General features: G+C 45.1%; 10 protein-coding genes. 6 read left to right on the top strand and 4 right to left on the bottom strand.

Going from position 1 to position 17,713, the window contains the following annotated elements; translation table 11 throughout:
• Positions 1 to 327: 327 nt before the first annotated feature.
• Positions 328 to 1,767 (top strand): BCCT family transporter, encoded by a 1,440-nt coding sequence (locus SVI_RS04990; protein ID WP_041419703.1) that lies wholly within the window; start codon positions 328 to 330, stop codon positions 1,765 to 1,767.
• 321 nt (positions 1,768 to 2,088) lie between these two features.
• On the opposite strand, the gene SVI_RS04995 is transcribed toward SVI_RS04990, so the two are convergent.
• The 3 genes from SVI_RS04995 to SVI_RS05005 all read right to left on the bottom strand — a co-directional run bounded on the left by SVI_RS04995 (position 2,089) and on the right by SVI_RS05005 (position 3,746).
• Positions 2,089 to 2,895 (bottom strand): phosphate/phosphite/phosphonate ABC transporter substrate-binding protein, encoded by an 807-nt coding sequence (locus SVI_RS04995; protein WP_013050344.1) that lies wholly within the window; start codon positions 2,893 to 2,895, stop codon positions 2,089 to 2,091.
• A 73-nt stretch (positions 2,896 to 2,968) separates the two neighbouring features.
• The gene (locus tag SVI_RS05000) at positions 2,969 to 3,187 is read right to left on the bottom strand and encodes a hypothetical protein (RefSeq protein ID WP_013050345.1); all 219 of its coding nucleotides are present in this window, start codon (positions 3,185 to 3,187) and stop codon (positions 2,969 to 2,971) included.
• A 196-nt stretch (positions 3,188 to 3,383) separates the two neighbouring features.
• The gene (locus SVI_RS05005) at positions 3,384 to 3,746 is read right to left on the bottom strand and encodes a hypothetical protein (protein WP_013050346.1); all 363 of its coding nucleotides are present in this window, start codon (positions 3,744 to 3,746) and stop codon (positions 3,384 to 3,386) included.
• Positions 3,747 to 4,253: 507 nt separating this feature from the next.
• On the opposite strand from SVI_RS05005, the gene SVI_RS05010 reads away from it, so the two are divergent.
• The 4 genes from SVI_RS05010 (at position 4,254) to brnQ (ending at position 12,647) form a co-directional block, all read left to right on the top strand.
• Positions 4,254 to 5,432 (top strand): efflux RND transporter periplasmic adaptor subunit, encoded by a 1,179-nt coding sequence (locus SVI_RS05010; RefSeq protein ID WP_013050347.1) that lies wholly within the window; start codon positions 4,254 to 4,256, stop codon positions 5,430 to 5,432.
• 9 nt (positions 5,433 to 5,441) lie between these two features.
• Complete coding sequence (locus SVI_RS05015; protein WP_013050348.1) at positions 5,442 to 8,564, top strand: efflux RND transporter permease subunit; 3,123 nt, start codon at positions 5,442 to 5,444, stop codon at positions 8,562 to 8,564.
• A 155-nt stretch (positions 8,565 to 8,719) separates the two neighbouring features.
• Positions 8,720 to 10,759, top strand: a complete 2,040-nt coding sequence (locus SVI_RS05020; RefSeq protein WP_231847773.1) for a cation:proton antiporter — start codon at positions 8,720 to 8,722, stop codon at positions 10,757 to 10,759.
• A gap of 568 nt (positions 10,760 to 11,327) precedes the next feature.
• On the top strand, positions 11,328 to 12,647 hold the full coding sequence (gene brnQ / locus SVI_RS05025) for a branched-chain amino acid transport system II carrier protein (protein WP_013050352.1): 1,320 nt from the start codon (positions 11,328 to 11,330) through the stop codon (positions 12,645 to 12,647).
• 200 nt (positions 12,648 to 12,847) lie between these two features.
• Here the strand turns inward: brnQ and yiaY are convergent, their stop codons facing one another.
• A complete protein-coding gene (gene yiaY / locus SVI_RS05030) occupies positions 12,848 to 13,996 on the bottom strand; it encodes an L-threonine dehydrogenase (protein ID WP_013050353.1) in 1,149 nt (382 codons plus the stop codon).
• Between the two features lie 1,202 nt (positions 13,997 to 15,198).
• Between yiaY and malQ the strand changes: the two genes are divergently transcribed.
• Positions 15,199 to 17,592: a 4-alpha-glucanotransferase gene (malQ, locus tag SVI_RS05035; RefSeq protein ID WP_013050355.1), complete on the top strand. Its 2,394-nt coding sequence runs from the start codon at positions 15,199 to 15,201 to the stop codon at positions 17,590 to 17,592.
• Positions 17,593 to 17,713 lie beyond the last annotated feature (121 nt).

Raw genomic sequence — 17,713 nt, forward strand, 5'->3', positions numbered from 1 at the left:
AGTCAGCGCAGACTCAGCTCGATAACCTTGGCTTGTGAGGTGAGGAGCAAGGTGACTTGGCTTTCTCTGGTCTATATAGATAGAGGAATGTTTGTAACGTCAAGGAGTAAGGCTTGCCAATTCCCTATGGCATAGGAGCCAATACAGCCTGAGACAAGTATGCTTAAGAGACTGAAAGTATGAGGGTCTTTGTATAGGCTTAGCCATTTTATCCGTGAGTGTGTTAGGCTAGCGGGCTAATTCATGCCTTCCGGCATTTGTTGATACGCCGGATACTAAAGCCCTGTCAGTCTTATGAACACACTTAACCATTCCATTCGAAACCTAATGAGTCAATTGAGTCGGGAGTCAGTAGCCCTTATCAGCTGTTGTATCGCGGCCGCGGCCTTCCTCATATTTCCTGAAACGGCAATATCTTGGGTTGCAGGGCTTACTGGTTACGTCATCCATGAATTTGGATTAGCCTTCATCATCATTCCCTCTCTATTTGTGATCTTATCTCTGGCTATCGCCCTGAGTCCCTGGGGGAAAATTAAGCTAGGTGAAGATGCCAAACCCGAATTTGGCTTTGTCAGCTGGACATCCATGTTATTTGCCGCAGGTATGGGGTCGGGGCTTATCTTTTGGGGCGTGGCCGAGCCTATTGTCCACTATGCCCATCCACCTGCATTTGTGCCTGTGGCTGATATTGGTAAAGATAGCGCCCTGGCCTTAACCTATTTCCATTGGGGCTTACATGCATGGAGCCTATATGCTATCTCAGGCTTGGTGATGGCGTGGTTTGCCTTTAATAAGTCCAGACCTATGACCATTTCGGCCAGCTTCACTGATAAGCCTGAGTCCAGCCGCTATCAGCTGTTTGATCTTCTGGCTGTGGTGGCGGTGATCTTCGGAGTAGCGGGGACCCTAGCTAACACCATAGCCTTAGTTCAGAGTGGAGTGGAGCAAAGTATTGGCTCAGATATAGGCGGGGTTAGTTTTCGGCTAGGCCTGCTAGTGGCCATCACTTTAGCCTTCACCCTGTCATCGACCATGGGGTTGGATAAAGGGATTAAGAGGATGAGTCTGTTTAACCTATTGTTAGTCGTGGTTATGCTGGTGGCGGTGATAGCTCTGGTTGACCCTCTATCAGTTGCGACGACTGTGGTCACTTCGACGCTAAGTTATCTGCAACTATTACCGTCAGTCTCTTTCTCTATCGATATGGCATCTCGCCAATGGAGTGAAGGTTGGAGCATCATCTATTTTGTCTGGTGGATTGCATGGGCACCTTTTGTCGGTCCCTTTATCGCCCGAATCAGTCGTGGCCGTACCATACGTCAATATCTGCTGTGCACCATACTCATACCAACCATGACTTCCATTGTCTGGTTTAGTACCTTTGGCGGCAGTGTATTCGACATGAGTATCTTGCCTGATGTTGTACAGGCAACCGATAGAGATTTTACCTTAGGCCTGTTCACCTTTTTCGATAACTTGGCTTTTGGACAAATTCTGACCTATAGCGCCATCTTACTCTTGATCACATTTGTGATAACCAGTGCAGATTCGGCTATCTATGTCACCAGCATGATGACGGGAAGTCAGACTATGAAATCTAAATTGATGTGGATCTTAGTGCTAGTGTCGATCACCACGGCTCTGGTATTAAAGAATAATATCGATCTGAATAAACAGATCGCGATATTTGGCGCGCTGCCTTTTACACTTATTTTACTGGCTCAGGCGGGCATCATGGTGAAAGAGTTGATTAAACATAAGCCATAAGCCATAAGCCATAAGTCATAGGCTATAAGCTAAAAGTCATAAGTCATAGATGTAACTAGACTGGGCTAGAGAGATATTTGGTGTCCAAATTCCTCTTTACACTTATTTTACTCGCTCAGGCGGGCATCATGATTAAAGAGCTGATCAAACATAAGCCATAAGCCATAAGCTAAAAGTCATAAGTCATAAGTCATAGGACTTAGATGTAACTAGGCTGGGCTAGAGATATATTTGCTGTCCAGATTCACCTTTACGCTAATCTTACTTGATCAGCTCTTTCATGATGAAAGAGCTGATGAAACATAGGCTCTGTATCTTGGCTTAAATTTCGGCCCACTCTATTTTCTCGGCGCTCTGGGCCATTTTCCGGATAGGATCATAGTCCTTGTCTTCGGTAGCGGCGAAATGTGAGATCTCCACCTTGTCCAATATACTTCGGCCAACAGGATCATGGTGCATCTCTACTAAGAGATGTTTAATGCGTCTGCGAAATTCTACCGGGACATGTTTAGATATCATCCAGGGCGGAAAACTGCTGGGTCCAAGGGTATCTATTATACGTAACTTTGACGCGAGTTCTGGGTGTTTTTTAAGCTCTAATTCTAGTACCCAGCTATCGATGGCTGAGGCGTCTATCTGTTTGTCTAAGATCATTTTAATCGAGTTCTGATGGGCGCCTGATTCGACAACCTTGCCAAAATATCGATAATCTTTACCCATTTTAGCTAAATGATCACGTACCACATAAGTGCCAGAGTGAGATAGAGGTTCATTATAGGACCAGCGCTTGCCTTCGAGATCGGCAAAGTTGCGAATAGGGCTGTCCATATGCACTACTACATCAGAATAGTAGACAGCTGTATTACGGTAACGCTTGCCCTTTAATACTGGTGTCGCCAGCAATTCAACCTGAGAAATTGGTTTGTCGACCTTCCAGATATAGGGAAGTCCGCAGATCCAACATATGTCGATATCGCCGGCATCGAAGCCTTCCTCGCGCTCCTGCCAGGAAATATCCAGGCAAGCTTCTATCTGGATGTTTAATCTATTAGCCAGATATTCAGCCAAAGATTTTACAAATTTATCGGTATTAGGGGCCATACAGGAGGTAAGTTTCAATGTGTTCATTTTTCTATTCTGGCTGAGAGCTATAGTCTGGGATAAATGTGAGGTCTAGGCCCCAACGCGAAATGCTTAATGCTTATTGATTATTTTCACCTTGATCACTTAAGTCTTCTTTTACCGATTTAACCGCATCACGGGATGCATGACCTATAGCTTTAGTTGTATCTCTTGTTGCATGACCTATCTGAGTAGTAACATCTTTGGTGGTTTGACCTAAGGTACGCCCCGCATCTTTTAGGTCGGCACAGCCAGTAAGTCCGATAAAAATGGCGAGTGCTATTAGAGATAATTTCATTTTAAATACTCAAAGTTAAAGGTTCAGACTATTTTAGCGGTTTAGGCCATTGACTGAAAGAGATTGCAAGTCGCTTATAATGGACACAAGGCACAGGTATTTTATGGGGAATAGGGGAATTATTACGTATTAAAGTCGTAAAACGTGCACTGCCTCATAAAAGAGGCAGTTTTGAGCTCACATATGGGGCTTTAGACTAGAGTTTAGCTACTTTTTTATCAAAATCTGCAATCAGGTGCTGCATGATCTCTTGTACTGAGGTGTCTTTCGTCAACTCATCCATGAAGATTTTGAAGGTCACCAGTACATGGCCATCATCTTTCATTCGTTTATTTTGCATCGAGAAATAGGCGCCCTCTGCCTCAGCTTCTCTAACGACGAATCCGTCCAGCTCGAAGATACGATTGCCTGAGCGGCCGTGCCATTTTGTGATTCGGCTTAATCCAATTTCGCAGGATTGATTAAACTCAATATGGTTTTCCCAGGTTGTAGGGTGGGCAGGATCTTTAATGTGTGGGCATCGAACGGTATAGTTGTATACATGTGAGATAGCTGTCATATATTACCTACTTGATTGCGAATACTAATGCCATCATAGACATTGCTTTTCTGATCGGTCAACATTTATTCGTCTTTACTCATATAAGTTTACTATCCCAAGTCTTTCTCATCTTAATGAAAATAGTAAACTTGCTGTTATTCTTTTTTAGCATGACTCAAACCCAGTTAACCTTGTGCTAGATCTCATTTTTTAACTATTTATCTCTCCTGCTTCGTCTTCGGTTAATAAAGCAACAGCTAATCGAGTATCCGTGTGTGCTTCTGCGCCATCATTCCATGGTGATGAGCAGGTATTTAATGTGACAGGTATCTGCATCCTGAATATGTGGATACATATGTACGGCTAAATGTTACTCAGTTTGCAAAGTGGCAGGTGAGATAACACTTGGTGATGAACTAAATGTAGCGTAAATGAATAAAAGTTGTAAATAACTATTATTGCTGCACTTACCTGCTTATAATTTCCCGATAAAAATTAAATATCTCTACTCTACCGGAGGCTTAAATGCTGGCCAAAACCGTTTCAATTTTAAAGTGGTGTGCGCTTTTTATCATAGCTGCACAACTCTCGGCTTGTGGGGAGGCTCCGGCGCCCCAAGCCCCAATGCTTCCCAGCGTGATAGTTAATACGGCTACGACTAAAGAAATTCAGTCTAAGTCTGTGATAGTTGGCCGTACTAGGGCATCGGAAGATGTCACCATCAAGTCTCAAATCCAGGGCCAATTACTCAAGCGTGCGTTTATTGAGGGGGATGACGTCAAAGCCGGCGACCTGTTATTTGAGATTGACCCTGCCAATTATATTTCCAAGTTAGCTCAGCAAAAAGCTGTGCTTAAGCAGGCTTTAGCATCGAGAGATGTAGCTGTCATGAATTGGAAACGTGGCAGAAAACTGCTTCCAGATGGCATGATCAGTGCGCAGGATATGGATGAGTTGACCTCTCGTAAGCTCACCACTGCAGCCGGTGTGGTACAAGCCGAAGCCGCGGTACAAGGAGCCGAATTACAGCTTAGCTATACCCAGGTTTATGCGCCTATTTCGGGTCGCATCAGTAATGCTAAGGTCAGTATCGGTGATATCATCACGCCAAATTCAGAGATGGCCAATCTAGTTCAGCTACAACCTATGTGGGTTAACTTTAAGGTTGCAGAGAAGAAGCTCATCTCGGCTCAACAGCAATTTTCACAGGCCGCTAAACGTAAGGTAGAGATCTCAGATATCGTGATAAGCCTACGTCTGCCTAATGGCACCATGTTTAATGAGACGGGTTATATCGATTTCATCAACAATAAGGTCGATGCGGCGACGGGAACCTTGCCCATCAGAGCAAGCTTCAAGAATGAGGCTAAGTTGATGCTTCCTGGCCTATTTGTGACTCTGATAATTGAATCTCCCATCAAAGAGCAAGCCTTACTCATTCCTCAAGCCGCAGTACAGGAAGATCAACAAGGACGCTTCGTTATGGTGCTCAATGAGCAAGATGAAGTAGAGAAACGCATCGTTAAACTTGGCGAACGATTCGGTATCAATTGGCGCGTGCTTAGCGGTCTAGAAGATGGAGAGCGTATCGTAGTTGATGGCTTACAGAAGATTCGTCCGGGTATCAAGGTTAAGGCTGTGGAGCAAGAGCTAGTGCCATTTCAAGACTCTCAGTCGGCTCCGGCTAATAACGATGTTAACTAGGACTATGTCATGATCAGTGATTTTTTTATCAACAGGCCTAAATTTGCCTTCGTAATTTCGACGGTACTGACACTTGTGGGTCTAATCTCTATTCCTATCTTGTCGGTGTCGGAATTTCCTGAGATAGCGCCACCTCAAATCAATGTGTCGACCAATTATGCCGGTGCCAGTGCCAATATCGTCAGAGATACCATAGCTCAGCCGTTGGAAGCGGAAGTGAACGGCGTCGAAGACATGCTTTACATGGAGTCTAAAAGTTCCAACGATGGTAGCTACTCCTTGAGTGTGACCTTCGATGTGGGCACAGATGCCGACATGGCTCAGGTGAAAGTACAAAATCGTGTGCAACAGGCAATGCCAAGGCTACCGATAGAAGTACAACGCCAGGGCGTAAAAGTGGAGAAACAGAGCCCGAATATCTTGATGGTGGTGAACCTAGTATCCCCCAATGATAGCTTCGACTCCCTGTTTATTACTAACTATGCTGGACTGAATATCACCGACTCTTTAGCGCGTCAAAATGGTGTGTCTAAAGTTCAGGTGATTGGTGCGCTGGACTACGCCATGCGTATCTGGCTGGACCCAGATAAGATGGCGAGCCTTGGGGTCACGGCATCTGATGTCATCGCCTCATTACAGGAGCAAAATATTCAGGTCGCCGCGGGTCGTATCGGCGCTGCACCAGTGGATCCGGAGCAGCAGTTTCAATACACGCTGCAAACCAAAGGACGTTTGAAGGATCCCCAAGAATTTCGCGAAGTGATGATCCGCGCCAATAATGATGGCTCTAAAGTCATCGTCGGCGATGTGGCTCGTGTTGAACTTGGCTCTCAGACCTATGATGCACAAGGTCGACTCAACAATAAGCCTTCAGCCATTATTGCTGTCTATCAATCACCGGATGCTAATGCATTAGAGGTTGGGGCGGCAGTTAAGGCCGAGATGGAAAAACTGTCAAAGCATTTTCCCAAAGATCTGCATTATGAAGTTCTCTATGACACCACCGAGTTTGTCGAAACTTCGATCAAGGAGGTAGTGCAAACCCTGTTTATCTCCATAGCCCTAGTGGTCTTCGTGGTGTTTATCTTCTTGCAAGATGTACGTTCGACTCTGGTCCCTGCTATTGCAATTCCTGTGTCACTTATCGGTACCTTTGCCTTCTTGCTGGTTTTTGGCATGAGTATCAATACGGTATCTCTGTTCGCTTTGATCTTGGCCATTGGTATTGTGGTCGATGATGCGATTGTGGTGGTGGAGAACGTCACCCGCCTGATGCAAGATGAGGGTTTATCACCCAAAGAAGCGACCTCTAAGGCGATGAAAGAGGTGACTGGACCGATTATTGCCACCACATTAGTCTTGCTCGCTGTGTTTGCACCAACGGCAGTAATGCCAGGGATCACAGGGCAGATGTACGCTCAGTTCTCCGTGACCATATGTATCTCGGTGCTGATCTCATCGGTAAACGCATTAACCTTGAGTCCGGCTCTGTGTGCCTCATTACTGAGAAGACCTAAAGAGCATACAAGCGGTTTCCATGCCACCTTCAATAAGTACTTTACCCGAGTGACAGGTAAGTACATGAAGTTAGTGTCATCCCTGACTCGTAAGCTTTCCTTAGTCTTAGTTGTGTATGTTTGTCTGCTCGCCGTAACTGGAGGTATCGCTAATATCTTGCCATCTGGGTTCGTGCCCATGGAAGATAAGAAGGCCTTCATGGTGGATATTCAACTGCCTGACGGTGCTTCACTTAACCGCACCGAAGCTGTGATGAAAGATCTGGTCGAATTAACACTAGCCGAGCCTGGGGTCGAGAATGTGATCCATGCCAGTGGTTTTAGTATTTTGTCAGGTTCTGTTGCCTCTAATGGTGGCTTGATGATCGTGACTCTGTCTAGCTGGGAGGAACGAGATACACCGGATATGGTCGAGGCTGCGATAGTGGCTAAGTTACAGGCTAAGTATGCGGCTAATCCTTCGGTGAAAGCCATGGCATTCTCATTGCCGCCTATCCCAGGTGTGGGCAGTGTCGGTGGCTTCGAGTTTGTGTTGCAGGATACTCAAGGACGAACGCCCCAGGAGCTAGCATCTGTGATGCGAGCCTTGATCATGAAAGCCAATGAACAGCCTGAAATCGCCATGTCGTTCAGTAACTTTCGTGCCGATGTGCCGCAGATGTATGTGGATGTAGACAGAGATAAGGCTAAGGCATTAGGCATCTCTCTCAACGAGATTTTCTCAACCATGCAGACCATGCTGGGCTCTATGTACGTCAACGATTTCAACCGTTATGGCAAAGTATATAGAGTGATCTTGCAGGCCGAGGGAGAGTTCCGTAATTCAGAGCAAGATATCTCGCGTTTCTATGTGCGCTCGAACACTGGGGAGATGATCCCTCTGAGCACACTGGTGACAGTGACGCCGATATTAGGTCCTGATGTGATGACCTCATACAACATGTTTAGCTCGACCACCATCAATGGTTTCCCCGCAGCTGGTTTCAGCTCAGGTGATGCCATTAAAGCCATGGAACGTGCGGCTAACGAGACTCTGCCTGCGGGTTATAGCTACGAGTGGACCGGCCAGACATACCAAGAGATCAAGGCGGGTAACTTAGCGCCCTTGATTTTTGGCCTAGCGCTGGTGTTTACCTATCTATTTTTGGTGGCTCAATATGAAAGCTGGACCATACCCTTCGCGGTTATTCTGGCGGTGCCTATTGCGATATTGGGGGCTTTCCTCAACATCTGGTTGGTGGGCTCAGACCTAAACCTCTATGCACAGATAGGTCTGGTGCTCTTGATCGGTCTGGCGTGTAAAAACGCCATCTTGATCGTGGAGTTTGCCAAGCAGCTGCGCGAAGAGGGCAAGAGTATTCTTGAGGCGGGTGAGACGGCTGCAAAATTGAGATTCCGTGCGGTATTGATGACAGCCTTCTCCTTCTTACTTGGGGTCCTACCTCTGATTATCGCCACAGGTGCTGGTGCCGGAAGCCGACGCGCCTTAGGTTACTCGGTGTTTGGCGGTATGTTGGCGGCCACTATCGTTGGAACCCTGTTAGTTCCCGTCTTCTATGTGATGATGCAGACGATGCGGGAGAAGTTTAAAGCTAAGGCGGCAAAGGCCGAATAAGCCAGCCTAGTTATAAACTGAAACTAGATAAGCCAAGGGGCTCAGGATTCAAATCCTGAGCCTTTTTTGTGGTTTGTCTATTCTTGTGAATAGGGTGATTAATTGATGATATAGAGCTACTTTTAATAGACGGTACTAATGCCTAGGTGATGCATATGCAAATGACCTTACAGCTGTTAGTATTTTTTGTGGTGGCGATAATATTAGGGATCTTGTTACGCAGGCTATTGAAAAATACGGCAATCCCATATTCTGTGGCCCTACTAGTCTTGGGGATCTTGATTGGCTCTGTGTTGGATTATGAAGTTCAAACCCCGTTTCTCCATGAACTTAAATCATCCTTTCTGCTTGCCAGTCAGCTAGATGCCAACCTTATCATGTTTATTTTTTTGCCAGCTCTGGTGTTCGAGTCGGCTTTCTCGTTAGAAGTTCATTTGTTTAAGCGCATGTTCTCTCAGATCGCCTTGTTGGCCATCCCGGGCATGGTGCTCTGTACAGGGATCACCGCCTTGTTAAGCCTCAGCGTTTTACCTTGGCACTGGTCGGTGGGTACAGCCTTGATGTTTGGTGCAATTGTCAGTGCTACGGACCCGGTAGCTGTGGTGTCCTTGCTCAAAGAGCTGTGCTCCCGAGCCCGGCTGCAAACGCTGATCGAAGGTGAGTCATTACTCAATGATGGTACTGCCATCGTCTTGTTTACCTTATTTTTGGGGCTAGCAACTCAGGCACAGGTTGAGCTTAGTTTTATGCATGTGGTAGGCGAATTTACTCGGGTTGTCTCAGTAGGCGTGCTTGTCGGTGCAGTGGTCGCGGCAATCAGCCTGATGTTTATCGGCTCTTTGTTTAATGACAGCTTAATTGAAATTGCACTGACCTTAGTCTTGCCCTATCTGGTTTTTTATCTGTCTGAGCATGTGTTTCATGCATCGGGAGTGGTGAGTGTGGTCACCCTGGCACTCATCTATGCAGGACCTGGTCGAACGCGTTTCTCTCCCGAGGTGATGGAGCATCTACACCACTTCTGGCACACCTTGTCTTATCTGTTTAATACTTTGATATTTATCTTAGTAGGCCTAGTTATATCGACTCGCTTAGGACTCACCGACCTCGCTAATTGGCAATACTTAGTGGTGATTTTTGCTGGGATCTTGGTCATTAGGACCATGGTGATCGTCGGTTTCATGCCGATACTAGCCAGAATCGGCATAGGCTTGACCAAGGAAAAATCAATCGTCCTGATATGGGGGGGCTTGCGCGGGGCGGTGTCATTAGCATTGGCTTTAATCGTGGCAACTACCGAATCCCTAGACATTCAGCTGCGTGATCAGGTGCTGTTTCTCACCGCAGGTATTGTGGTCCTCACCATAGTGGTAAACGGCTCGAGTATGCGTTTTGTGATGGCAAAACTTGGACTGGACAAGTTGCCCAAGGCCAAGCAGAAGACCTTTGCTAAGGTGCAGCATAAGATCTCCGATGAAATTGCCAAGGTAAGAGAGGACCTTAAACAGGATGAACATTTGAAGGCGGTTAATTGGACGGTGGTAGATCGTAATATAGTCACCATAGCTACGCCCTATAAAGAGGAAGAAAGCATAGATACTCAGGTGGAGTACCAAAGGAAACTGCTGGAATCTGAGCGGCAATTTTATTGGAACCAATTTGCCAAAGGGCTATTAAGCCAAGATGCGACCCACATCTTAATCGGCGCAATAGAGAAGGCACTAGATGGGACGCCGCAAATTTGGCCCAGACCCTTCATTGCCAAGCATTGGCAGATCCCTAAATGGGCGAGTCAGTGTGCAAATATACCCATCATAGGAGTCTATGCTCGAGGGGCGAGTTATAAGCAGCATGTGATCACTTTCGAGAGTGCCAGAGGCTTGTTTGAGGCGAGTGCTTATATTCTTGAACTTGCTCCTAGTCTGTCTTTAGAGGCTAGCCAGTTGGAAAAAGCCTTGGAGCAGGTCAGTTTGGTTAACCAATTCGCCGATAAAACCTTGAATGATTTTCGTAAGGACTCGCCTCATCTGGTGGAGCGGGTAGAGTCTTATCTGGCCTTAAGAATATTGCTCAATACCGAGCGGAAGAAGATTCAAGAGTTGACTCATGAGGGCATGATCTCCGAGGTCGATGCCGAGAAGCTTATCGAAGAGGTAGAGCTCAAGATGCATGAGAGCAAGAAACGACTCAGTTGATTCGTGTATGAGTGAGTCTGCTGAGTCATCTTGTATACCGTGTATTGACTGCAGTTTAATAGTCTTCTTGTTAACTTAGGTGTAACCATGGCTTACTCTGTTGTTGACTAGGGGTTAACCACTCGGCTTTCGGTTTAACTTGCGGTTGTAGGGTGTGACAATAGCTAAGCTGGAGTTAATGAGCTAGTTTAGCTTGTGTTTATGTACGAATATTTATTTTAAATCAGTTGGTTATACTTATCTATTTAGATTTGTAATGGACCGTAAATCTATCTAGTTTGGGAATGCAGTATACAGGTGTGATAATTTATATTAAGGTAAAAACCTGCCGTTTATATTTGAATTGGAGCTTGCGATGACTTTTAACACTAAGCAACAGCTTACTGCTTATGTGGTAGAGTCGGCCAATTTCGAGCGTGCAACTCCTAACATTATCGCCATTACCTTAGTGATTATTAACTAGGCTGGCGGATTTCCGTCAGCCAGGCTGATGGATTCTGTGAAATTTCCTTTCTCATATTCAACAGCTTGACCTGACGTTTTATTATAAAAATACAGGACATGTCCATTGAAAACACTCGATATACTCGCCATAGGCCTGATGACGTTCGCCTTATTTTTAGGGGCTGGAAATCTTATTTTTCCGCCACTACTAGGGCTGGAAGCTGGGACTCAACTTGTGCCCGCTATGGTCGGTTTTTTACTTACCTCAGTGGGGCTGCCTGCCTTCACTTTAATCGTATTAGGTAAAATCGGCAGTTCTCAACATCTAACTAGGCCTCTGCCTGGTTGGTTAGCCGGCGCTTTCTGGGTATTGCTATTTACCGTTATCGGTCCGGCTTTTGGCATGCCCAGAGCAGTCACCGTTGCCTATGAAATGGGAGTTAAACCCTTCGTTACAGGCGATCATCTGATGTTGTTTTCTGTGGTGTTCTCGGCTCTGACTCTGGTATTAGCGTTTCAGCCAGGTCGTCTGGTTGACTATATCGGTAAGGTCATGACTCCTGTGTTGATCTTGATGTTACTCATACTGGCATTTGTGGCCTTTGTCTATCCTCCCGGGGTACCTCAGGTTCCAACTGCAGATTATCTTACTTTGCCTGTGACCCATGGGCTGATTCAAGGCTATATGACCATGGATGCCATCGCAGCCGTTGGTTTCGGTTGGGTCATCATACGTGCTATCGAGGCGAAAGGCTGTGGCTCTCGGGATGAGGTGGCTAAGGTAGCGTTTAAAGTGGCTTGTATTTATGCTGTGCTGATGTCGGCCTGCTATATTGCCATGGGTTATGTCGGTGCCACCTCTGCAACCGTAGCCGCTGGCGCCACTAATGGCGGAGAGATATTGGTTCATTATATCCAAAACCAGTTTGGGGTGTATGGCCAGTGGTTGCTTGCGGCCATCATTATAATGGCGTGTCTTACTACTACCGTAGGGTTAACCAATGCCAGTGCAGAATATTATAAACAGGCTTTTGGGGTGTCATTTCCTGTGGTTGCCGTGATTGTTGTGGTGCTAACGGGATGTATTGCCAACTTTGGTCTAGAGCAAATCTTAGCCGTCAGTTTACCTGTGATCTTGATTCTTTGTCCTGTAGCTATCGCTCTAGTGATGGCCTCACTGGTACTGCCAAATAAACAGTCAGTCTCGTTCACCTTTGTCTCTGTTTTCTTGATTGCGCTGATTTTTGGTAGTTTGGATGGAATTAATATCCTAGGGAAAATGCCTGAGGTGCTGCAGCAGAGCTTACAGAATTATATTCCACTTTATGATGCCCATGGGAGCTGGTTTCTGCCTTGTTTGTTGGTGATCATCATTAGTCTGGCCCAGAGTACCAAACTCAGATGGAGCCAGAAACAGAGAGCATGTGTCGAACCAGTCGATTAGTCTCTGTGAATTAGCCCTGTGAACTAGTCATTGTGGACGTGTGACTTAGCGGATGGGGATAACTCATTATCATGATATAAAAAGGCCCGCTTACTTAAGTAAGCGGGCCTTTTTATTTGCTGTTTTTTGGAGGGGAAAGCTAACCGTCAGCACTTATAACAAGTGTATAGCCTTGGCTATAGGAGAGTCATACTCTAGCCCTAGAGCGCATTAGTGAAGATCTGACAAATCTCTGCATGAGTTGCCTGCTTAGGGTTGGTGAAACCACAGGCATCTTTCAGAGCATTATCGGCTAAGGTCGGAATATCTTGGGCTTTGACACCTAGCTTGGTCAAATTTTCAGGAATTTTAACCGCAGCAGCTAGAACCTTGATTGCATCAATGGCGGCGCTAGCACCTTGCTCATCACTCATATTGGCGACATCGACGCCCATAGCCTTGGCCACATCTTTGAGCTGTGGCGCTGCGACTTGCGCATTGTACTGCTGAACATGTGGTAGCAAGATGGCATTACATACGCCGTGTGGAAGATCGTAAAATCCGCCAAGTTGGTGAGCCATGGCATGGACATAGCCTAGGCTGGCGTTATTAAATGCCATGCCTGCCAAGAACTGGGCATAAGCCATCTGGTCACGGGCATCGATATTTTGACCGTTGTCGACCGCTTCGATTAGGTTAGCCTTTATCAGCTCTATGGCCTTGATGGCGCAGGCGTCAGTGATGGGGTTTGCGGCAATAGACACATAGGCTTCGATGGCGTGAGTCAATGCATCCATACCAGTTGCAGCTGTGAGTCCTGCAGGTTTCGCCAGCATCAATTCCGGGTCATTGACGGATAAAATAGGCGTGGTGTGTTTATCCACGATTGCCATCTTAATATGGCGGGACTCATCCGTGATGATACAGAAACGTGTCATCTCGCTTGCCGTGCCAGCTGTGGTATTGATGGCAACCAGTGGCAGCTGGGGCTTGGCTGACATGTCCAGGCCTTCATAGTCCTTGATGTTGCCGCCATTGGTCGCGACCAGAGCGATACCTTTGGCACAATCATGTGGAGAGCCACCACCTAGAGAGACGACAAAGTCGCAATTATCGCGTTTGAGTAGTTTAAGGCCAGCTTCGACATTGCCAGAAGTTGGGTTGGGCTGCACGCCATCGAAGATGGTCGTCACTATCCCAGCGGTAGCTAATTTATCTGCAATTTGGCCGACTAAACCAATTTCTACTAACTGTTTATCGGTAACAAGTAGTGCGCGCTGAAACCCTAATGTTTTGATATCACCTATGGCTTCGTCGACGGCGCCCTTGCCTAATACATTGACAGATGGGATGAAAAATTTAGCAGTCATAAAATCACCTTTACACTCTAATGTTAAAATTGTTGTTTTTCTTGATAACCAAGTTATCAATCTTGTTTGGGTAAAGGTGTGAGCCAGCTCTAAAAACGTTACACAGAAATAGAATGTTTATCCGAAACTTAGAGGTCGGTAACTAAATCTGTAAATTTATGACAGAGGTAGGATTTAGTCAGACATACATAGCAGCAAGAGGAGAAAAGTCTTAGGGTCCATCTTGCCCTCGAACCAGTGGTAGTCGATTCATTTAACTCATCATGATTGGAATATTCAGATTCATTCAGATTTATTCAGGTTTATTTAGGTTTATTTAGGTTTATTCAGGTTTATTCAGGTTTATTCAGGTTTATTTAGGTTATTAATTACTACGACTAATGAATAATATGAAACACATGTATTATCGATTAAGGGATGTGAATTCCGCTTGTTAATTTCATTGTTGATTTAACTGTTGATTTCTTTAGTGTTACCTGAGACTAAAAGTTTTTAGCCAGTATTATTCATGATTAACTTGCATTCTGAATCCAATAACCTGGGTTTAAATGATATTCGTATATAAAATACAATTTGCGCGCTTGGTATTACTCCAGTTTAAATCTGAATAATATATTTTATTCTTTAATGTTTCTCTAGTTATAACCAGATAGGGGATTAATTCTATTTTAATTATAGCTTATTCATTAACTGTATATGCCTTTGAATCTATAGGTTTTATTTTGGTTGTGGTTTTTTTGTTAATGTATGCCATTGATATTTTATTTATTGTTTTCAACTCATTGCGTGTCTAGGTCATGGTGTTTATTGGAATTTGTATTAGATGGCGGTACGTGTAAGTTAGATATTGTCTATATGGTTTTTTACTGTTTGCATTGACTTGATTAAGTAATGATATTAAAACATCTTGTATGATTTGGTCGTTTTAATTAACCTTTATTTTTATTGCGAAGTTGTTTTGTTATTTTGTTATTTTGTTGTTTTCTGGTTTCAGGGTTTGTGATTCCCAAGGTTTATAATGTTTTTTATTAAATAGTAGTTATTTACTATATACAAACCTCAAGTTATCTACTTTATTTTAATTTGGATTTTTAAACACTCTTTGTCATCTGTTTGACATGAATATACCTCACTCTGGTATTTTCTGTTGCCGTGAATGCCACTGAGTATTGGTATGTTTATCTTGTATAAGGACGACGAATATGGGGCTGGAGAAGTTACTGTATCTGCAGGGCGTCGGTGCCGAGTTTATCAATTTTAGTGGCCAGAATATCCGTATCCCAGTTCAGGACAGAGAGGGGGTATTGCGGTGCATGCTGGATAAATTAGCCGATACTCGAGGTGGAATCGATGCCAAGTATCTGGATAGGCGTATTCATGAACTCGATGCCGAGCCATGGACCGTGGGGCTTCATGGTTTTCAGCATAGCTATCTTGACGATCCTGAGATTAGTCTGTATCTGCCCTATGATTATCAAGGTGAATTGACGCTGAGGATCTTGAGTGAATCGGACTGCTTATTCTGTCTTAGGCTGCTTCCGGCCGATATGCAGATAGTCGGTGATTACCACATAGGCAAGACTCAATATTTACACTATCGCTTATCTCTGCTGAAGTTAATACCAGCCGGTTCAGAAGATGCCAAGCTGGCTACTGATACTGATACTGATACTGCTACAGAGTGTGTCGAGTCGAAACTTGATTCTTCTGATGTGATTGAGGCAAAGAATCAGCGATTAGGTCTAGGCTATCACAGCGCCGAATTGATCGCGGGGAAATACAGGTATTCAGGTATCGTCATGATGGCCCCAAGACAAGCATTTAGGCTCTCAGACATAAACTCAGATACAGATTCAGACATAAATTCAGATACAGATTTAGACATAAGTTCAGATACAGATTTAGACATAAATTCAGATATAGATTTAGACATAAGTTCAGATGTAGATTTAGACATAAATTCAGATACAGATACAGGTTCAGACATAAATTCAGAGATAGCTTCAGATAAAACCAGTGTCTCGACGACTAATACTAATACTAATACTAATACTCGGCCTTGGGGACTCAGTATTCAGCTCTACTCCCTGCGCAGTGATAATCAGTGGGGTATTGGAGATTTTGGTAACTTGACTGAAATTATCGACTGGGTGGCCGAGCATGGGGGAGATTTTATTCAGCTCAACCCACTACATGCCTTAGATATCGCTGAGCCAGAACAGGTGAGCCCCTATAGCCCCAGTGACAGGCGCAGAATTAATCCTCTCTATATTCATATCCAAGCTGTTCCTGAGTATGCCCAAGCAAAGTTTAGGTTGCAGTCAGATGAATTTGAGGCTCTGAGGCGATCCATCAATATCGATAATTGGTTGGATTTCCCCCAATTGACTCTGATTAAATATCGAGCTTTTATCATTTTGTATCAAGTGTTTAGTCTGTCAGATACCAAGAGTTCATCGGTCAGGAGGCAGGAATTCGATGATTTTGTGCTCAGGGAGGGGGAAGCACTGACTCAATTTGTCCTGGCCGAGTCGGCTAAAGCTGGGGATGAATTACCCAAGAATCTCGACTTCTATCGATTTTTACAGTTTGTTGCCGAAGAGCAAATCTGTGCCTGTCAGACTAATGCCAAACAAGCCGGGATGTCATTAGGCCTGATACGGGATCTCGCTGTGGGCGCTAGCCCAGGAGGAGTCGAAGTCAGGCAAAACCCATCGCAATTTTGCCTCGATGCCAGTATTGGCGCCCCAGCGGATCCATTTGCACCTCAAGGACAAAATTGGGGCCTGGCTCCCTTAGACCCAATTTCAATGAAAAAAGATAATTTTCAACATGTTATTTCAATAGTGAGGGGCAATATGCGCCACTGTGGTGCATTGAGAATCGATCACGTGATGTCTTTGCTGAGAATATGGTGGTGCCCCTTGGATGAGGATCTCGGTCAGGGAGCCTATGTGTATTATCCAGTAGACAGCCTCTTCGCCATCCTATGTCTTGAAAGCTGGCGAGCCCAGTGTTGCATCATAGGAGAAGATCTCGGTCTGGTTCCTCCCGAGATGGATCTGCGCCTGAGATCTTCGGGCATCTATTCTAACCAGCTGTTCTATTTTTGTAAGCACAGCAAAGGTTTTATGAGTCCAGGTGAGCATAAACAAGACAGTTTAATGATGCTGGCAAATCACGATGTGCCTAACTTAGCCGCGTGGTGGTCCGCCAGTGATCTGCACCTGAGACGTCAGCTGGAGCTTATCGACAATGATGCAGCCTTGGGGGATGCCTTAAACGGCCGTGAACTTGAGAAACAACAGTTGCTCAGCTTGCTTGTGAGTCTTGAATGTATCGACAAATCCGCAGTGGACAGTCTCGAGTATGAGGCGTTACTTGAGGCCTGGATAAGTGCATCAGCCCTGAGTCATTCGGCCCTATTTAGTGTGCAGCTTAGCGATCTTATTGGCGAAATACACAGTGTGAATATTCCTGGAACCTGGCAAGAGTATCCCAATTGGCAGCGACGTTTGCCTATTAGCCTCTCGGCTATAAAAGAATCTAGCCAGGTGAATAACCTGTTAGAGCGGATAAGGGCGGCGAGAAAATAAGCAGGCTAGGAAGCTTAAGCTTCTATGTCTGCACGGGCTAAGGCTGAGCCGGAATGTATTTGCAGTAATTTTACGGCGTCACAGCAGATTAGTCTGACAAATTTTAACTTTAATGGAAGAT

The organism is Shewanella violacea DSS12 (genome assembly GCF_000091325.1).
In the GTDB taxonomy this organism is placed as follows: Bacteria; Pseudomonadota; Gammaproteobacteria; order Enterobacterales; family Shewanellaceae; genus Shewanella; species Shewanella violacea.